Genomic DNA, 13,576 nt, shown 5'->3' with positions numbered 1-13,576 from the left:
TCGGCGGTTGAGCGGCGCGGCCGGGAACCGTGCCCGTCACCGCCACGTCTGACCGGCATGACAGGTCACGGACCCCGGACGCTTGGATGGACGATGGCCGCCGCGCTGGCTCTCGCCGGCTGCACCGCGTCGCCCCCGGCCGCCGACCCGCCGGCCGCCGGCCCGCCCGCCGGGCAGGTCGTGCCGGCCGGCGGGCTGCGGCTGGTGGCGTTCGACGGCTGCGACGAGGCGCTGCGGCAGCTCCGCACGGCCGCGAAGGCGGCGGTCGGCCCGTGGGGTTTCGGGCCGGACGTCCTCCGGCAGTTCAGCGCGGAACGGGCGACGGCGCTCGGCGGCGCCGCCAAGGACGCGGGCGCGGCGGCTCACTCCGGCACCAACGTGCACGAGGCCGGTGTGGACGAACCGGACATGGTCAAGACCGACGGGCGGCGGATCGTCACGGTCACCCGGGGCGTGCTGTCGGTGGTCGATCCGGCGAGCCGCCGCGTGACCGGCCGGCTGGCGCTCGATCCCGATGCCGAGCGGTTCGCCGGTGACGAGGGGAGCCTGCTGCTGCACGGCGACCGTGCGCTCGTGCTGCTGCACGCGGGACGGATCGTCAAGGGCCCCGTACCGGACGGGCAGACCCGCCCGGGCAGGACCCCGCAGGCCCGGCTGGTCCTGCTGGACCTCGCCGGACCGCCCCGCGTGGTCGGGGAGTACCGGATCGACGGTCTCCTGGTCGACGCCCGGCAGTCCGGCACGACCGCCCGGGTGGTGATCCGGTCCGCGCCCCGGCTCGACTTCCCCTTCCGCTCCGACCGCAAGACCGACGCCCAGCGGATCGCGGCCAACCGGGCGATCATCGACAAGGCTGCGCTCGACGACTGGCTGCCCCGCTACGAGATCCGCGACGGCGTGCGGACCGTCGGCACCGGACGGGTGGGCTGCGACCGGGTCAGCCGGCCGGCCGGCTTCTCCGGCGCCTCGATGGTCACGGTGCTCAGCTTCGACCTGGGCGCGTCCGCGCTCGACGCCGGTGACCCGGTCACCGTGGTCGCCGACGGTGAGACCGTCTACAGCAACGGTCCGCGCCTCTACGTCGCCAACGACCAGCGCTGGCGGACGTGGCGCGGCGCGCCGTCCGGGGCGCGTGACGCCGGCACCGAGATCTACCAGTTCGACACCGCGGGGGCAACGCCACGCTTCGTCGCCGCCGGGTCGGTGCCCGGCTGGCTGATCGACCAGTACGCGTTGTCCGAGTGGGACGGTCACCTGCGGGTCGCCACCACCACCGGCGACACGTGGCGGCGGGAGAGGTCCTCCCAGTCCGGCGTCTACGTGCTGCGCGCCGACGGGGCCACGCTGAAGCGGGTCGGCGCGGTCACCGGCCTCGGCAAGGGCGAGCAGATCTTCGCGGTGCGGTTCGTCGGCGGCACCGGATACGTGGTCACGTTCCGGCAGACCGACCCGCTGTACGGCGTGGACCTGCGCGACCCGGCCGCGCCCCGGGTGACCGGTGAGCTGAAGATCAACGGGTACTCGGCGTACCTGCACCCGGCCGGCGACGGCCGCCTGATCGGCGTCGGCCAGGACGCGACCGGCCAGGGTCGGGTGACCGGCACCCAGGTGTCGCTGTTCGACGTGGCCGACCCGGCCCGGCCGGCCCGGATCGCTCAGCACCATGTCCCGGGCGGCTGGTCCGAGGCGGAGAACGACCCGCACGCGTTCCTGTACTGGGAGCCGGAGCGCCTGGTGGTGATCCCGGTGACCCGGCCGGGCGTGGTCACCGACCGCGCCGACGGCGTCAAGGGCACCCCGTCCGGCGGCGTGCTGGCGTTGCGCGTCGGCGACAAGGGCTTCACCGTGGCCGGTGCGGTCGACCACCCGGGCGTCCTGGCCGGCGACGGCAGGGAGTGGGCGCCGATCCGCCGCTCGCTGATGGTCGACGGCGTGCTCTGGACGGTCTCCGACGCCGGCCTCAAGGCGACCGCCCTGTCCGGCATGACCACCCTGGCCTGGGTGCCGCTGACCTGACCCCGACTCGACGAAACCCCGTGGCGGGTGCGGGCGTCGTCCCGGATGATCGGGCCGTGCGTAAACGACTGCGGCGACTGTGGATCGACGGGCGCGCCTTCACCTGGCGGGCGGAGATCCGGCATGTGCGGGGCGACGCCGACTGCCACCGCTGCATCCGGCTCCGGATCTGGGGCGGCGGGAAGACATGCGAGGCGCTCCAGGCGGACCTGCTGTCGACCACGTGGGGGACACCCTGGCTACCCTGTGCCGTCGACGACGCCTACCCGACGCCGGCCGACGTACGCGCCGTCGTCGAGTACGCCCTGCGGCACGGATGGCAGCCCGAGCGGCGCGGCGGCACATACCCGCTTGCTGAACGGGAGCACGCATCGCGGTTCCGGTTGCCCGGATTCCTGCTCACCGACCGGCTGCGCGGGCCGGAGGGCGGCGACCCGACGCGGCGCGTCGCGTCGGCAGGGGCCGCCACGAACGGCGGCTGACCGGACCTCGCCGCGCCACGAGCGCGACGAGGTCCGGCACGTCACTGTTCCAGCGCCGCCTCGGCCGCCGCGACCTGCGGCCCCACCCGCAGCGCGTACGCGACCACGCCGCCGAGCAGGAACGTCGTGGCGGTGACCGCGGCGATCCGGTTGCCCGGCTCCTGTGCCATCCACAGCGCCACCTGCCGCCACTCCGGCCCGCCCGGCGCGACCAGCAACGCGCCCAGCGCGGCCCAGGCGGTCGGCACCTGCCAGGCGGCCCGTGCTCCGGCGAGCGCGGCACCGAGTCCGACCAGCCCGATCAGGCCACCGGTGTTGCGGGCCAGCACGGACAGCGGCCCGAAGTCGGCGCCGAGCACGCGGGCGGCGGCCAGCAGGCCGACCACCAGTGCGCCGTACCCGAGCAGGTGCCCGGCCCGGCGCGGCGCCCACTGCCACGCGGCGGTCCGCTCCAGCGCCGGGTCGGTGCCGGCGAGCGTCGGCCCGAGCGGCGCCACCGCCAGCGCGGTGGTGAGCACGGCCAGGCCGGCGGGCACCTCGGGGCGGTCGGTGAAGGCGGACCAGGCGGCGGCCATCACGGCGACGGCGACAGCGGATCCGGCCAGGGCAGCGGGTAGCCGGCGGGACCGCACGTACAGCGGCAGCCAGCGGGTCACGGCGCGGCCCGTCCGGTGAGCGCCGGCATCAGGTCCGGCTCGCACCGCGCGGCCGCGTCCCGCAACGCGGTGACCCGCCGTAACTGCTCCGGCCCGGGCAGGGCGCGCAGCTGCCGCACCCCGGCCCGGATCTCCTCCTGCTGCTCGTCGGCGTACCGGTATCCGGTCCAGGAGTCCCACAGCCGTACGGTCTCGGCGTCGAGCAGCCAGGCCGCGACGATCGCCGGGGCGATGTCGTCGCCACTGCGCCCGCAGCCGTACCACATGGTGCCGCCGCCCAGGGCGATGCGCTCGGCCACGTCGGCGACCCGGCCGCTGTCCGGGTCGACCTCCAGGAGGAACTGCACGGTGTCCGGGGCCGGCTTGGGCCGGTGCCACTGCTCGCTGTCGTTGCTGCCGATGGTGTCCAGCCGCAGTTCCACCGCGCGGGTCGGTGCGTCCGGCAGCTTCGCCAGCGCGTCGAGCCCGCGGCGGGCCTCGGGAGTGATCTGGGGCAGCAGGTGCGCGTTGACGGCGGTGACGCACACCTGCGGCGTGCCGTCGGCGCAGACGTAGCGGCGCGCAGACTGGTCGAGCTGCCAGATGCCGGCCGGACCCGGTGCGCTGATCAGCAGGAGTCCCGCGACACCGGCGGCGAGGCTCGCCGCCGCGCCGGCCCGGAGCGGCCACGACCGGCCCGCCGTCAGCAGCAGTCCGGCGAGGACCAGCCCGACACCCAGCGCCAGGCGGCTGAGCAGCAGCCGGTCGGACAGCGTCTCCCACGGCGTGTCCGGCGGCCAGGAGATCATGAGGGACGCGTTCGTCAGTCGGCTACCGGCCGGACCGCCGAGCATGGCGGTGCCCTCCTGCGCCACCAGGCCGGCGGCGGCCAGCAGCGGCGGCAGCAGCGGTGAGGACCACAGCCGGCCTACCGCCACGCCGACCCAGGCCGCGCCCACCAGCACCAGCACGTCGATCAGGGGCCCGGCGAATCCGCGTACGCCGAGGTAGGCGCCGCCGGAGGCGATCACCGCCGCGCTGGCGGCGACCACGAGCAGGTGCGCGGCGGCGGCGGCGACGCCGAGCGCTGTCATCGCCGGCAGCGCGCGCTGCCAGCGGGGCCGGCCGGTGCTGTTCATCAGTTCGTCGGCGCGGGTACGGCGGTCCCGGCGGCCGAGCACCGCGCCACCGGCGAGCGCGAGCGGCATCAGCAAAAAGACGTTGGAGGCGTGCACGTAGCCCAGCCGCAGCCACTGTCCCTGCCAGAAGTCGTACATGCTGGCGGTGCCGAGGACGCCGACGGCGATCAGCAGCACCGCCACGACCGGCGCGTTGGAGCGGCGCAGTTCGACGCGTACCTGTCGGATCATCGGGCGCTCCGGTGCTGCTGGAGGAGGTATGAGTAGCCGCGCTCGGCGGCGCTGTCGCCGACGCCGCCGGTCTCGCCGTGGCGGACCAGGTCGGCGGGCAGGCCCTGGAACACGCGGGCGCCGTGATCCATCAGGATGACGTCGGAGCAGGCCGCGACCACGTCCTCCACCAGGTGGGTGGAGACCAGCACGCAGGCGTCCGCGCCGAGTTCGCGGATCAGCTCACGGAACTCGACCCGCTGTTCCGGGTCCAGGCCGACAGTCGGTTCGTCGAGCAGCAGCAGGTCCGGTTCGTTCACGATCGCCTGGGCGATGCCGGCCCGGCGCAGCATGCCGCCGGACAGCGACTTGAGCTTGGCGTCGGCCCGGTCGGTGAGGCGTACCCGGTCGATGGCCCGCTGGGCCGCGCCCGGCACCGCCGAGGCGGGCATCTCCCGCAGCCAGGCCACGTACTCGACGTACTCCCGGACGGTGAACCGGGGGTAGTAGCCGAACTGCTGCGGCAGGTAGCCGAGCCGGCGGCGCACCGGCCGCAGCTCACGCGACGCGGTGGCGTCCGCGCCGAGCAGCCGCAGCACGCCGGCGTGCGGCTTGACCACTGTGGCGAGCGCACGCATCAGGGTGCTCTTCCCGGCGCCGTTCGGGCCGAGCAGCCCGTGCACGCCGGCGCCGAGCGTCAGGCCCAGGTTGTCGACGGCCAGGTGCCGCCCGGCCTTCACCGACAGCCCCACCGCCTCGATCCGCCAGGCGTGCCGGGTCGGCGCCACCTCGTCGGCGCTCACTGCGCGTACCAATGTCGTCTCCTTCTCGGGGCAGGGTGGGCCACGGCGCCGGCGGGGCGCCGTGGCGTGGTTCCGGGGGCCGGCGTCAGCCGGCGGGCCGCCGCAGGTGTTCGGCGCGGAGCGCGGTCAGCGCGGTGAGCACGACGGCGGCCGCCGCCCAGGCGGGCATGGTGGCGGGCCGGAGCAGGGCCTCGGTCGCGGCGGCGGCGCGGGCCGCGTCGGTGTCGCCGGTGAACGACACGGCCGCGACCGCGGTGAGCCAGCCGCCGCCGAGGACGGCGGCGGCGAGCGGCACGCCGACGCGGCTGCCGAGCAGCAGCGTCGCGGCGGTGAACGTCAGGCAGGGCAGCAGCCACAGCGCGGGGTTGCGGCCCACGGCGAGCCCGGCCACCGCGAGCACCGGCGCGACCAGGAGCAGAACCGCGAGGGTACGGCGAAGCAGCAGTTCCATCCCGGCGCGGGCGGTGCCGGCGACCACCTCCCAGTTCGGGTTGGCGCGGCGGGACCAGGCCACCGCGAGCCCGGCCAGCGGCGCCACCGGCGCGAGCAGCAGCACCGCCGAGGGCTGCTCCGGGTAGTTGCGGTCCAGCAGCACCGCGGCGAGGATCGCCGTGCAGGTCATGGCCGCCCAGGCCAGCAGCGACCAGTCGGTCCAGCGCAGCCACCACCGTCGCAGCGGGCGCCGGCGCACCGGCTGCGGCCCGGTGCGGGCCTGTTCCAGGATCGTCACCCGGGCGTCGCCGAGCAGCGCCCGCAGTGGCGGGGCGGCCAGCTCGCCGAGCCGGTCGCGGCACTCGGCGCAGCCCTCCAGGTGCACCTCGATCGTCCAGGTGGTGGCGTCGTCGGGGCTGCCCGCCGCGTACGCGGCCAGTGCCGGCGGGGGAACGTGAGCGGTCATGCCAGTGCCTCCCGTAGCGCGTTGCGGGCACGCCGCGCCCGGCTCTTCACGGTGCCCTCCGGCACCCCCAGCAGGACGGAGGTCTCCCGGACGGTCAGTCCGTCCAGGACCATCGCGGCGAGCACCGCCCGCAGCTCCGGGGCCAGCGCGTCCAGTGCGGCGCCCACCTCCGAGCCGAACGACCCGGCGAGCGCCTCGTCCTCGGCGGCCGGCGTGCTGCGGACCGGAAGGACGTCGGTCGGCACCTCCTGCACCCGGGCGCGGCGGCGCAGCGCGTCGACCAGGCGCCGGGCCGCGATGGTCCAGATCCAGCCGGCCGCCGAACCACCCGGCGCGTCCGCGCCGTCGGAGCGCCGTAGCCCGCTGAACGAGCCGGCGGCCCGCCACACCGTGAGGTACGTGTCCTGGAGGACCTCGGCGACGATGCCGTCGTCGGCGCACCGCCGCCGCAGCCGGATCGCGAGCCACGGCGACGTCCGCCGGTACAGCTCGTCGAACGCGTCCAGGTCGGCGCGCGCGACCCGCCGCAGCAGTCGCTCCTCGTCCTGTTGGCTTCCTCCCACGCCTAGATGGTCGTTCACGGCACCTCCGACGGATCACGGCGCGGCGTGACCTGGGTCACACCGCGCCGTGGGTGGGTGTCCGTCACTCCGGTGCGGCGAACGGTCCCTTCGGTCCGAACGCCAGCGCGGCGAACCGCTCGCCGATGCGGCGGTCGGCGGTCGGGTCGGGGTGCAGCTCGTCGGGCAGCGGCAGTTCGGCGTAGTCGGCCTCGCCGTACAGCTCCAGCCCGTCGAGGTAGTGCAGGTTCGGGTCGGCGCCGGCCCGGGACGCCACGATCCGGGCCAGCTCGGCGCGGATGACGCGCAGCGAGAGCCGGCCGGATGCCACGTCGGCCGGGTCGCCGGTGGCCCGGAACCGCACCCGGCCGTCGACGAGGTCGACCGCGCCAGGGCCGGGCGTGTCCTCCTGGACCGGGCACAGGATCGACGACACGACCAGCAGCGGGGTCTCCGGATGCCCCTCCCGGATGGTGTCCAGGAAGCCGTGCACGGCGGGGCCGAACGCGCGCAGCCGCATCAGGTCGGCGTTGACCACGTTGATGCCGATCTTGACGCTGATCAGGTCGGCCGGGGTGTCGCGCATCGCGCGCGCGGTGAACGGGTCGAGCAGAGCGCTGCCGCTGAACCCGAGGTTGACCAGCTCCACGCCGGCGAGCGTGGCGGCGATCGCCGGCCAGGTGCCGGTGGGGCTCTCCGCGTCCGAGCCGTGGCTGATCGAGCTGCCGTGGTGCAGCCACATCCGGCGGACGCCCGTGCCGGCCGGCTCGACCGGCGCGTCGGTGCGCAGGGCCACCAGTTCGGTGATCTCCCGCTGCGGCAGCCAGATCACCACCTCCTTGTCGGTGGCGGGCAGGTCGGTGAAGCGCACCGTGGCGACCGGGCCCGGCTCGACGCCGGACGTGCCGGTGGCCAGGTCGACGGTGAGCACCTTGCCGCCGTCGGCGGTGGCCTGCCCGGTGAGGTGTCCGTCGACGACCAGGTCGTAGCGGCCGTCCGGACGCGGCCCGGTGCCCCGGTAGACCATCTTCATCGGCAGTACGTCCAGCTCCACGACGGTGGCGCGGGTGCGGAACACCAGCCGTACGCCCGAGGGCATCGCCTCCGCCATCGTCAGCTGCGGGTCGACGTTCTGCGCCCGGGCCCACGCGGGCAGCCGGTGCGGCAGCACCCCGTCCGCTGTCTGTTCCAGGTCGAGCGCGCCGCGCAGCAGGTCGGTGGTGATCGGGGTGGTGAGGTGCGGGGATCCCATGATCCCGATCCTGCCCCCGGATTCGGGCGAGCGGCCACCTGATTTATCCGACAGGCCGGACTCGTGACGCTGGGTCAGTCCGTGAGCACCCGGTCCACGTACCGGGCAGTCATGGTGGCGAGGACGACGTCCGGGTCGGTGGCCCACACCTCGGCGTTGAAGATCTCCACCTCGACGTCACCGGTGTAGCCGGCGGCCTCCACCGCGCGGCGCAGCGGCGGGAAGTCGATGTGCCCGTCGCCCATCATGCCGCGCCCGAGCAGCACGTCGGCCGGCAGCGGGGTGAGGAAGTCGCAGATCTGGAAGCTCGCGATCCGTGCCCCGGCGCGGGCGATCTGCCGCCACACGTCCGGATCCCACCAGACGTGGAACGTGTCCACCACGACGCCGACCTGTTCGGCCGGGAACGCCTCGGCCAGGTCGAGCGCCTGTCCGAGCGTGGACAGCACCGCCCGGTCGGCACAGTACATCGGGTGCAGCGGCTCCAGCGCGAGGCGTACCCCGCGCTCGGCCGCGTACGGCGCCAGCTCGGCCAGCGCGTCGGCGACTCGCTGCCGCGCGCCCGCCAGGTCGCGTGAGCCGGGCGGCAGGCCACCGACGACGAGCACCAGGCAGGCGGCACGCAGTTCGGCGGCCTCGTCGATCGCGCGCCGGTTGTCCGCTAGGGCCTCGGCCCGTCCGGCGGCGTCGGCGGCGGTGAGGAACCCGCCCCGGCACAGCGACGACACCCGCAGCCCGGCGTCGGCGACGAGCCGCGCGGCGGCCGGTACGCCGATCTCCGCCACCGGCTCACGCCACAGCCCGATCGCCGGGACGCCGGCGCGCACACAGCCGTCGACCGCCTGCGCCACCGACCAGCGCTGCGTGGTGCGCTGGTTGAGCGACAGCCGCGCCAGCCGAGCATCGGCGGTCATCCGGGCACGCCCGCGACGTCCAGGTACGCGCGCATCCGCCGCGCCGCCAGCTCCGGGTCACCGAGCAGCCCGGCGGCGTCGGCCAGCCGGAACGCCTGGACCAGGTGCGGGACGCCGCGCCCGCCGTGCAGGCCGCCGACCATGGTGAAGCCGGGTTGCCGCCCGTTGAGCCAGGAAAGGAACGCGATGCCGGTCTTGTAGTACGGCGTGGGCGGGGCGAACAGGTGCCGGGACAGCGGCACCGTCGGGTCCAGGATCGCCCGGAACCCGGCCCTGTCGTCCGCGTCGAGCCGTCCCAGTGCCGCCGACGCGGCCGGGGCGATCGCCGCGAACGCGCCGAGCAGCGCGTGGCTGAACCGCTTCCCGTCGCCCTCGATCAGCTCCGGGTAGTGGTAGTCGTCGCCGGTGTAGACCCGCACGGCCGGTGGCAGCAGCTCTCGCAGCCGCACCTCCCGGCCGGCGTCCAGCAGCGACACCTTCACCCCGTCGACCAGGTCGGCGTGGGCGTGCACCAGCGCGGCGAACGTGGCGGTGGCCTCGTCCAGGTCGGTCGAACCCCAGTAGCCGGACAGCGCCGGGTCGAACATGTCGCCGAGCCAGTGCAGCACCACCGGCGCGCCGGCCTCCCGCAGCACCCGCTCGTAGACGCGCAGGTAGTCGTCCGGGCCGGTGGCGAGCGCGGCGAGGTGCCGGCTGGCCATCAGCACCGGCGTGGCACCGCACTCCTGGACCACCGCGACCTGCTCGGCGTACGCGGCGACCACCTCGTCGAGCGTGCCGGGGACGCCGGTGAGCTGGTCGGTGCCGGCCCCGGCGACGATGCGTCCGCCGCAGGCGGCGGCCTCGGCGGCGCTGCGCCGGATCAGCTCACGCGTGGCCGCCCAGTCCAGCCCCATCCCGCGCTGCGCCGTGTCCATCGCCTCGGCCACACCGAGGCCCCACGACCACAGATCACGCCGCACCGCGAGCGTCGCGTCCCAGTCCAGCCCCGCCGGGCGGCCGGGGGAGTTGTCGGCGTACGGGTCGGCGACGACGTGCGCGGCCGCGTACGCGATCCGGCCGGCCGGCGGCCCGGACGGTCGTTGCCACGCGGGCGGTTCGCGCAGCGTCAGCTTCTCGGTGCCGCCGTCCGGTGTGGGCAGCGTGATGCGTGCGCTCACCGGGGGATCTCCTCGATCGTCACCCGCCGCCCCTCGCGGGCCGAGCGCAGCCCGGCCTCTGCGAGTTGCACGCCGCGCGCACCTGCGAGGAAGTCCCACGGGAACGGCTCGTCGTCGACGACGTGGCGCAGGAACGCCTCCCACTGCACCTTGAACGCGTTGTCGTGCTCGCCGTTGTCCGGCACGGTCTGCCACTGCGCGCGGAACGGCTCGGTGACCGGCAGGTCGGGGTTCCACACCGGCATCGGGGTGGCGCCGCGGTGCTGGATGCGGCAGTCGCGCAGCCCGGCGACAGCGCTGCCGTGCGTGCCGTCGACCTGGAACTCGACCAGTTCGTCCCGGTGCACCCGGACCGCCCAGGAGGAGTTGACCTGCGCGACGATCCCACCGGCCAGTTCGAAGATGCCGTACGCGGCGTCGTCGGCGGTGGCCCGGTAGCGGGTGCCGGTCTCGTCGACGCGTTCGGGGATGTGCGTGGCGGTGACAGCGGTGACGGCGGTGACCGGGGCGATGATCTGCTCCAGCACGTAGTGCCAGTGCGGGAACATGTCCAGCGTGATGCCGCCGCCGTCCTCGGCGCGGTAGTTCCAGCTCGGACGTTGGGCGGCCTGCCAGTCGCCTTCGAACACCCAGTAGCCGAACTCGCCGCGCACGGACAGGATCCGGCCGAAGAAGCCGCCGTCGACGAGCCGCTTGAGTTTGCGTAGGCCGGGCAGGAACAGTTTGTCCTGCACGACACCGTTGCGGACGCCCTTGGTGGCGGCGAGCCGGGCCAGCTCCAGCGAGGCGAGGAACCCCTCGGCGAGCGGCTTCTCGGTGTAGACGTGCTTGCCGGCCTCGATCGCCGCCCGGATCGCCTTCTCCCGCGCGGTGGTCACCTGCGCGTCGAAGTAGATCTGGTGGGCGTCGTCGGCGAGCGCCGCGTCCAGGTCTGTCGTGTACGCCGTCAGTCCGTGCCGGGCGGCGACGGCGGCGAGCCGGTTCTCGTCGCGGCCGACGAGGGTCAGCTCGGGCCAGATGCGGCTGCCGTCGCGGGCCGGCACGCCGCCCTGGTCCCGGATGGCGAGCAGGGACCGGACGAGGTGCTGCCGGTAGCCCATCCGGCCGGTGACGCCGTTGAGGATGATGCCGACGGACGTGCGTTCCACTGGGCCTCCCCGCAGGTGAATGCGCTTTCAGTAAGCGCTTTCAGGGTGCTACCGTAGCCAGGCCGGAACACCGGGTCAAGACGTTCCGCAGGGAGACGCATCGATGTCGCACGTGACGCTGGAAGACGTGGCCAGAGCGGCCGACGTCTCCCTGGCCACCGCCTCCCGGGCGCTCAACGGCAGGCGTGTCACCCCGCACCTGCACGACCGCGTGCTGGCCGCCGCCGCGCGCCTCGCGTACACCCCGAACGCCCACGCCCGCGCGCTGGCCGGCGCGTCCCGGCGCAGCGTCGGCGTCGTCTGCCACGACGTCACCGACCCCTACTTCGCCGCCGTCGCCGGCGGCGTCATGCGGGTCGCCGCCGACAACGACCTGCTGGTCATGCTCGCCAGCACCTTCCGCGACCCGGAACGCGAGATCGCGTACGTGTCGATGCTGCGCGCCGAACGCGCCCCGGCGATCCTGCTCATCGGCTCCGGCTTCGAGGATCCGCGCTGGGAGCGGGCGATGGCCGCCGAGCTGGCGCCCTACCTCGACGGTGGTGGCCGGGTCGCGGTGGTCAGCCGGCACCGCACCCTGAAGGTCGACAGCGTGCTGCCGGAGAACCGGGCCGGCGCCGCCGAGCTGGCCCGCACGCTGCTGGGCCTGGGGCACCGTCGCTTCGCGGTGCTGTCCGGTCCGCCCGAGCTGACCACTGTCGCCGACCGGCTCGGCGGGTTCCGCGACGAGCTGGCCGCCGCCGGTGTGGCGCTCGACCCGGGCGCGGTGGCCGAGGCGGCGTTCACCCGCGACGGCGGCTACCGGGCGATGACCGAGCTGCTCGACCGCGGGCTCGACGCCACCTGCGTCTTCGCGTGCACCGACGTGATGGCCGTCGGCGCGTACGCGGCGCTGCGCGACCGCGGGTTGTCGGTCCCCGGCGACGTCTCGGTCGCCGGCTTCGACGACATCCCGGTCGTGCGTGACCTCACCCCGCCGCTGACCACAGTGGCGCTGCCGCTGCACCGGCTCGGCGAGGAGGCGATGAAGCTGGCCCTGACCGAGAACGCCGGTCGCCGCCGCCGGATCGTGCGCCTGCCCGGCGAGGTGGTGCTGCGCGCCAGCACCGCGCCTGTGGCCTGAGCCCGGCCGGTAGGGTGCCGTCATGATCGAGGACGCGCCGTGCCGCTGACGAACCCCTGGCTGACCGGACCGACGCCGACGAGGAAGCTGGACCGGGACCGCCTGGAGGAACGCATCCTCAACCTGCTGTCGTCGCAGAACATGTGCGTGCTCGCCACGGTGGGGCCGGACGGGCCGCTGGCCACGCCGGTGCGCTACTACCCGCTCGGCTTCACGCTGATGTTCACCGCCGCGCCGCGCTCACCGAAGATGCGCAACATCGCCGCCGACCCGCGGGTGTCCGTGGGTGTCTTCGCGCCGCTGGTCGGCCTGGCCAGCAGCCGCGGCGCCCAGGTGTTCGGCACCGCCCGGGTACTCGGCCCGGAGCACCCCGACCGGGCCCGCCACTGGGCCGCGTTCCGGTGGGAGAACGAACACGCCGAGCGGGGGAGGTCGCTGTCCGAGCCGCCCGAGGACCCGCTCGTCGTGATCGAGGCCGACCGGATCGTCTACACCGAACACTGGCTGCGCCGCGAGGGCTACGCCCCACGCCAGCACTGGCGTCGCTGACGCCGCTCACCGTCCTTTCGGTGGTGTCGCGGCGGGCGCGCTACGGGCCGGCGGGGGAGCGGGTGGCGCGCAGCAGGTTGCCGGCCAGGCGCAGGTCCGCGCCGCCGACCTCGGCGAGCACGTCGATCGGCTCGATCGTGACGTGCGTCCAGAGCGGGTCGGGGAAGGCCGAGCGCAGCGTGTCCGCGTCCAGGCCCCAGCCCTCGCCCGCGTCCGGCGAGACCGCCAGCACGAACACCACGCCGCCGGGCGCGGTCAGGCGCGGCAGCAGCGCCAGGTAGTCGCGTACGGCAGCGCCCCGCCGGTCCAGCGAGTGCAGCAGGCCGGAGTCGAACACCGAGTCGTACGGCACCGGCGGCACCGGGATCGCCGTCGCGTCGCACACCTCGAAGCGCACCGGCAGACCCGCCGCGGCAGCCTTGGCCCGGGCCTGGTCGATAGCCACCGGTGAGATGTCGACGCCCGTCACGTCGTGGCCGCGGCGGGCCAGCGTGAGCGCCAGCTCACCGGTGCCGCAGCCGACGTCGAGCACGCGCGGGCCGCGTACCCCGGTGTCGAGGACCGCGGCGAGCGCCGGCTGCGGGCCGCCGATCTCCCAGGGCGGCCGGTCGGTGGCCCGGTAGAGGCGGTCGTAGTGGACGTCGTCCGGCTCGTCGGTCATCGCGTACCCCCTCGGTCGGCGCGGCC

Annotated in this window: 14 protein-coding genes; 4 read left to right on the top strand and 10 right to left on the bottom strand. The window is 74.9% G+C overall.

Translation table 11 applies throughout. The annotated features are described in order from the left end of the window. Window positions 1–93 precede the first annotated feature (93 nt). Both OC439_RS23345 and OC439_RS23340 read left to right on the top strand, forming a co-directional pair. Window positions 94–2,016, top strand: a complete 1,923-nt coding sequence (locus OC439_RS23345; RefSeq protein WP_262015302.1) for a beta-propeller domain-containing protein — start codon at window positions 94–96, stop codon at window positions 2,014–2,016. 56 nt (window positions 2,017–2,072) lie between these two features. Further along, window positions 2,073–2,498 carry an integrase gene (locus OC439_RS23340; RefSeq protein WP_262015301.1) on the top strand — a complete coding sequence of 142 codons (426 nt, stop codon included), beginning with the start codon at window positions 2,073–2,075 and terminating at the stop codon, window positions 2,496–2,498. Between the two features lie 41 nt (window positions 2,499–2,539). Here the strand turns inward: OC439_RS23340 and OC439_RS23335 are convergent, their stop codons facing one another. The 9 genes from OC439_RS23335 to OC439_RS23295 form a co-directional block, all read right to left on the bottom strand. Further along, window positions 2,540–3,154: a hypothetical protein gene (locus tag OC439_RS23335; RefSeq protein ID WP_262015300.1), complete on the bottom strand. Its 615-nt coding sequence runs from the start codon at window positions 3,152–3,154 to the stop codon at window positions 2,540–2,542. Beyond that, a complete protein-coding gene (locus OC439_RS23330; protein ID WP_262015299.1) occupies window positions 3,151–4,503 on the bottom strand; it encodes a hypothetical protein in 1,353 nt (450 codons plus the stop codon). Before OC439_RS23330 ends, OC439_RS23335 begins: the two co-directional genes overlap by 4 nt. Then, window positions 4,500–5,297, bottom strand: coding sequence for an ABC transporter ATP-binding protein (locus OC439_RS23325; protein WP_262015298.1), 798 nt, complete (start codon window positions 5,295–5,297; stop codon window positions 4,500–4,502). Before OC439_RS23325 ends, OC439_RS23330 begins: the two co-directional genes overlap by 4 nt. Before the next feature lie 73 nt (window positions 5,298–5,370). After that, window positions 5,371–6,183 carry a zf-HC2 domain-containing protein gene (locus OC439_RS23320; RefSeq protein WP_262015297.1) on the bottom strand — a complete coding sequence of 271 codons (813 nt, stop codon included), beginning with the start codon at window positions 6,181–6,183 and terminating at the stop codon, window positions 5,371–5,373. Beyond that, a complete protein-coding gene (locus tag OC439_RS23315; RefSeq protein ID WP_262015296.1) occupies window positions 6,180–6,764 on the bottom strand; it encodes an RNA polymerase sigma factor in 585 nt (194 codons plus the stop codon). Before OC439_RS23315 ends, OC439_RS23320 begins: the two co-directional genes overlap by 4 nt. A 64-nt stretch (window positions 6,765–6,828) precedes the next feature. Beyond that, window positions 6,829–7,995, bottom strand: coding sequence for an SGNH/GDSL hydrolase family protein (locus OC439_RS23310; RefSeq protein ID WP_262015295.1), 1,167 nt, complete (start codon window positions 7,993–7,995; stop codon window positions 6,829–6,831). A 74-nt stretch (window positions 7,996–8,069) separates the two neighbouring features. Beyond that, window positions 8,070–8,909 (bottom strand): sugar phosphate isomerase/epimerase family protein, encoded by an 840-nt coding sequence (locus tag OC439_RS23305; RefSeq protein WP_262015294.1) that lies wholly within the window; start codon window positions 8,907–8,909, stop codon window positions 8,070–8,072. Then, the gene (locus OC439_RS23300; protein ID WP_262015293.1) at window positions 8,906–10,069 is read right to left on the bottom strand and encodes a dihydrodipicolinate synthase family protein; all 1,164 of its coding nucleotides are present in this window, start codon (window positions 10,067–10,069) and stop codon (window positions 8,906–8,908) included. The genes OC439_RS23305 and OC439_RS23300 overlap by 4 nt, the downstream gene beginning before the upstream one ends. After that, window positions 10,066–11,217, bottom strand: coding sequence for a Gfo/Idh/MocA family protein (locus OC439_RS23295; protein ID WP_262015292.1), 1,152 nt, complete (start codon window positions 11,215–11,217; stop codon window positions 10,066–10,068). The genes OC439_RS23300 and OC439_RS23295 overlap by 4 nt, the downstream gene beginning before the upstream one ends. A gap of 103 nt (window positions 11,218–11,320) precedes the next feature. Here OC439_RS23295 and OC439_RS23290 point away from each other — a divergent pair, with 103 nt between their 5' ends. Further along, window positions 11,321–12,340, top strand: a complete 1,020-nt coding sequence (locus tag OC439_RS23290) for a LacI family DNA-binding transcriptional regulator (RefSeq protein WP_135240037.1) — start codon at window positions 11,321–11,323, stop codon at window positions 12,338–12,340. A 39-nt stretch (window positions 12,341–12,379) separates the two neighbouring features. Next, window positions 12,380–12,889 (top strand): pyridoxamine 5'-phosphate oxidase family protein, encoded by a 510-nt coding sequence (locus OC439_RS23285; protein WP_262015291.1) that lies wholly within the window; start codon window positions 12,380–12,382, stop codon window positions 12,887–12,889. A gap of 40 nt (window positions 12,890–12,929) precedes the next feature. Here the strand turns inward: OC439_RS23285 and OC439_RS23280 are convergent, their stop codons facing one another. Continuing rightward, window positions 12,930–13,550 carry a class I SAM-dependent methyltransferase gene (locus OC439_RS23280; RefSeq protein ID WP_262015290.1) on the bottom strand — a complete coding sequence of 207 codons (621 nt, stop codon included), beginning with the start codon at window positions 13,548–13,550 and terminating at the stop codon, window positions 12,930–12,932. Window positions 13,551–13,576 lie beyond the last annotated feature (26 nt).

Source organism: Micromonospora sp. Mcm103 (genome assembly GCF_024519755.1).
GTDB lineage: Bacteria > Actinomycetota > Actinomycetes > Mycobacteriales > Micromonosporaceae > Micromonospora > Micromonospora aurantiaca.
This window is presented reverse-complemented; position numbering and strand designations above follow the sequence as displayed.

Bases quoted from the DNA above. Each gene is read 5' to 3' on its own strand.
- OC439_RS23305 (WP_262015294.1), bottom strand. From the start codon at position 8,909: ATGACCGCCGATGCTCGGCTGGCGCGGCTGTCGCTCAACCAGCGCACC.
- OC439_RS23345 (WP_262015302.1), top strand. From the start codon at position 94: ATGGCCGCCGCGCTGGCTCTCGCCGGCTGCACCGCGTCGCCCCCGGCC.
- OC439_RS23320 (WP_262015297.1), bottom strand. From the start codon at position 6,183: ATGACCGCTCACGTTCCCCCGCCGGCACTGGCCGCGTACGCGGCGGGC.
- OC439_RS23290 (WP_135240037.1), top strand. From the start codon at position 11,321: ATGTCGCACGTGACGCTGGAAGACGTGGCCAGAGCGGCCGACGTCTCC.
- OC439_RS23310 (WP_262015295.1), bottom strand. From the start codon at position 7,995: ATGGGATCCCCGCACCTCACCACCCCGATCACCACCGACCTGCTGCGC.
- OC439_RS23330 (WP_262015299.1), bottom strand. From the start codon at position 4,503: ATGATCCGACAGGTACGCGTCGAACTGCGCCGCTCCAACGCGCCGGTC.
- OC439_RS23280 (WP_262015290.1), bottom strand. From the start codon at position 13,550: ATGACCGACGAGCCGGACGACGTCCACTACGACCGCCTCTACCGGGCC.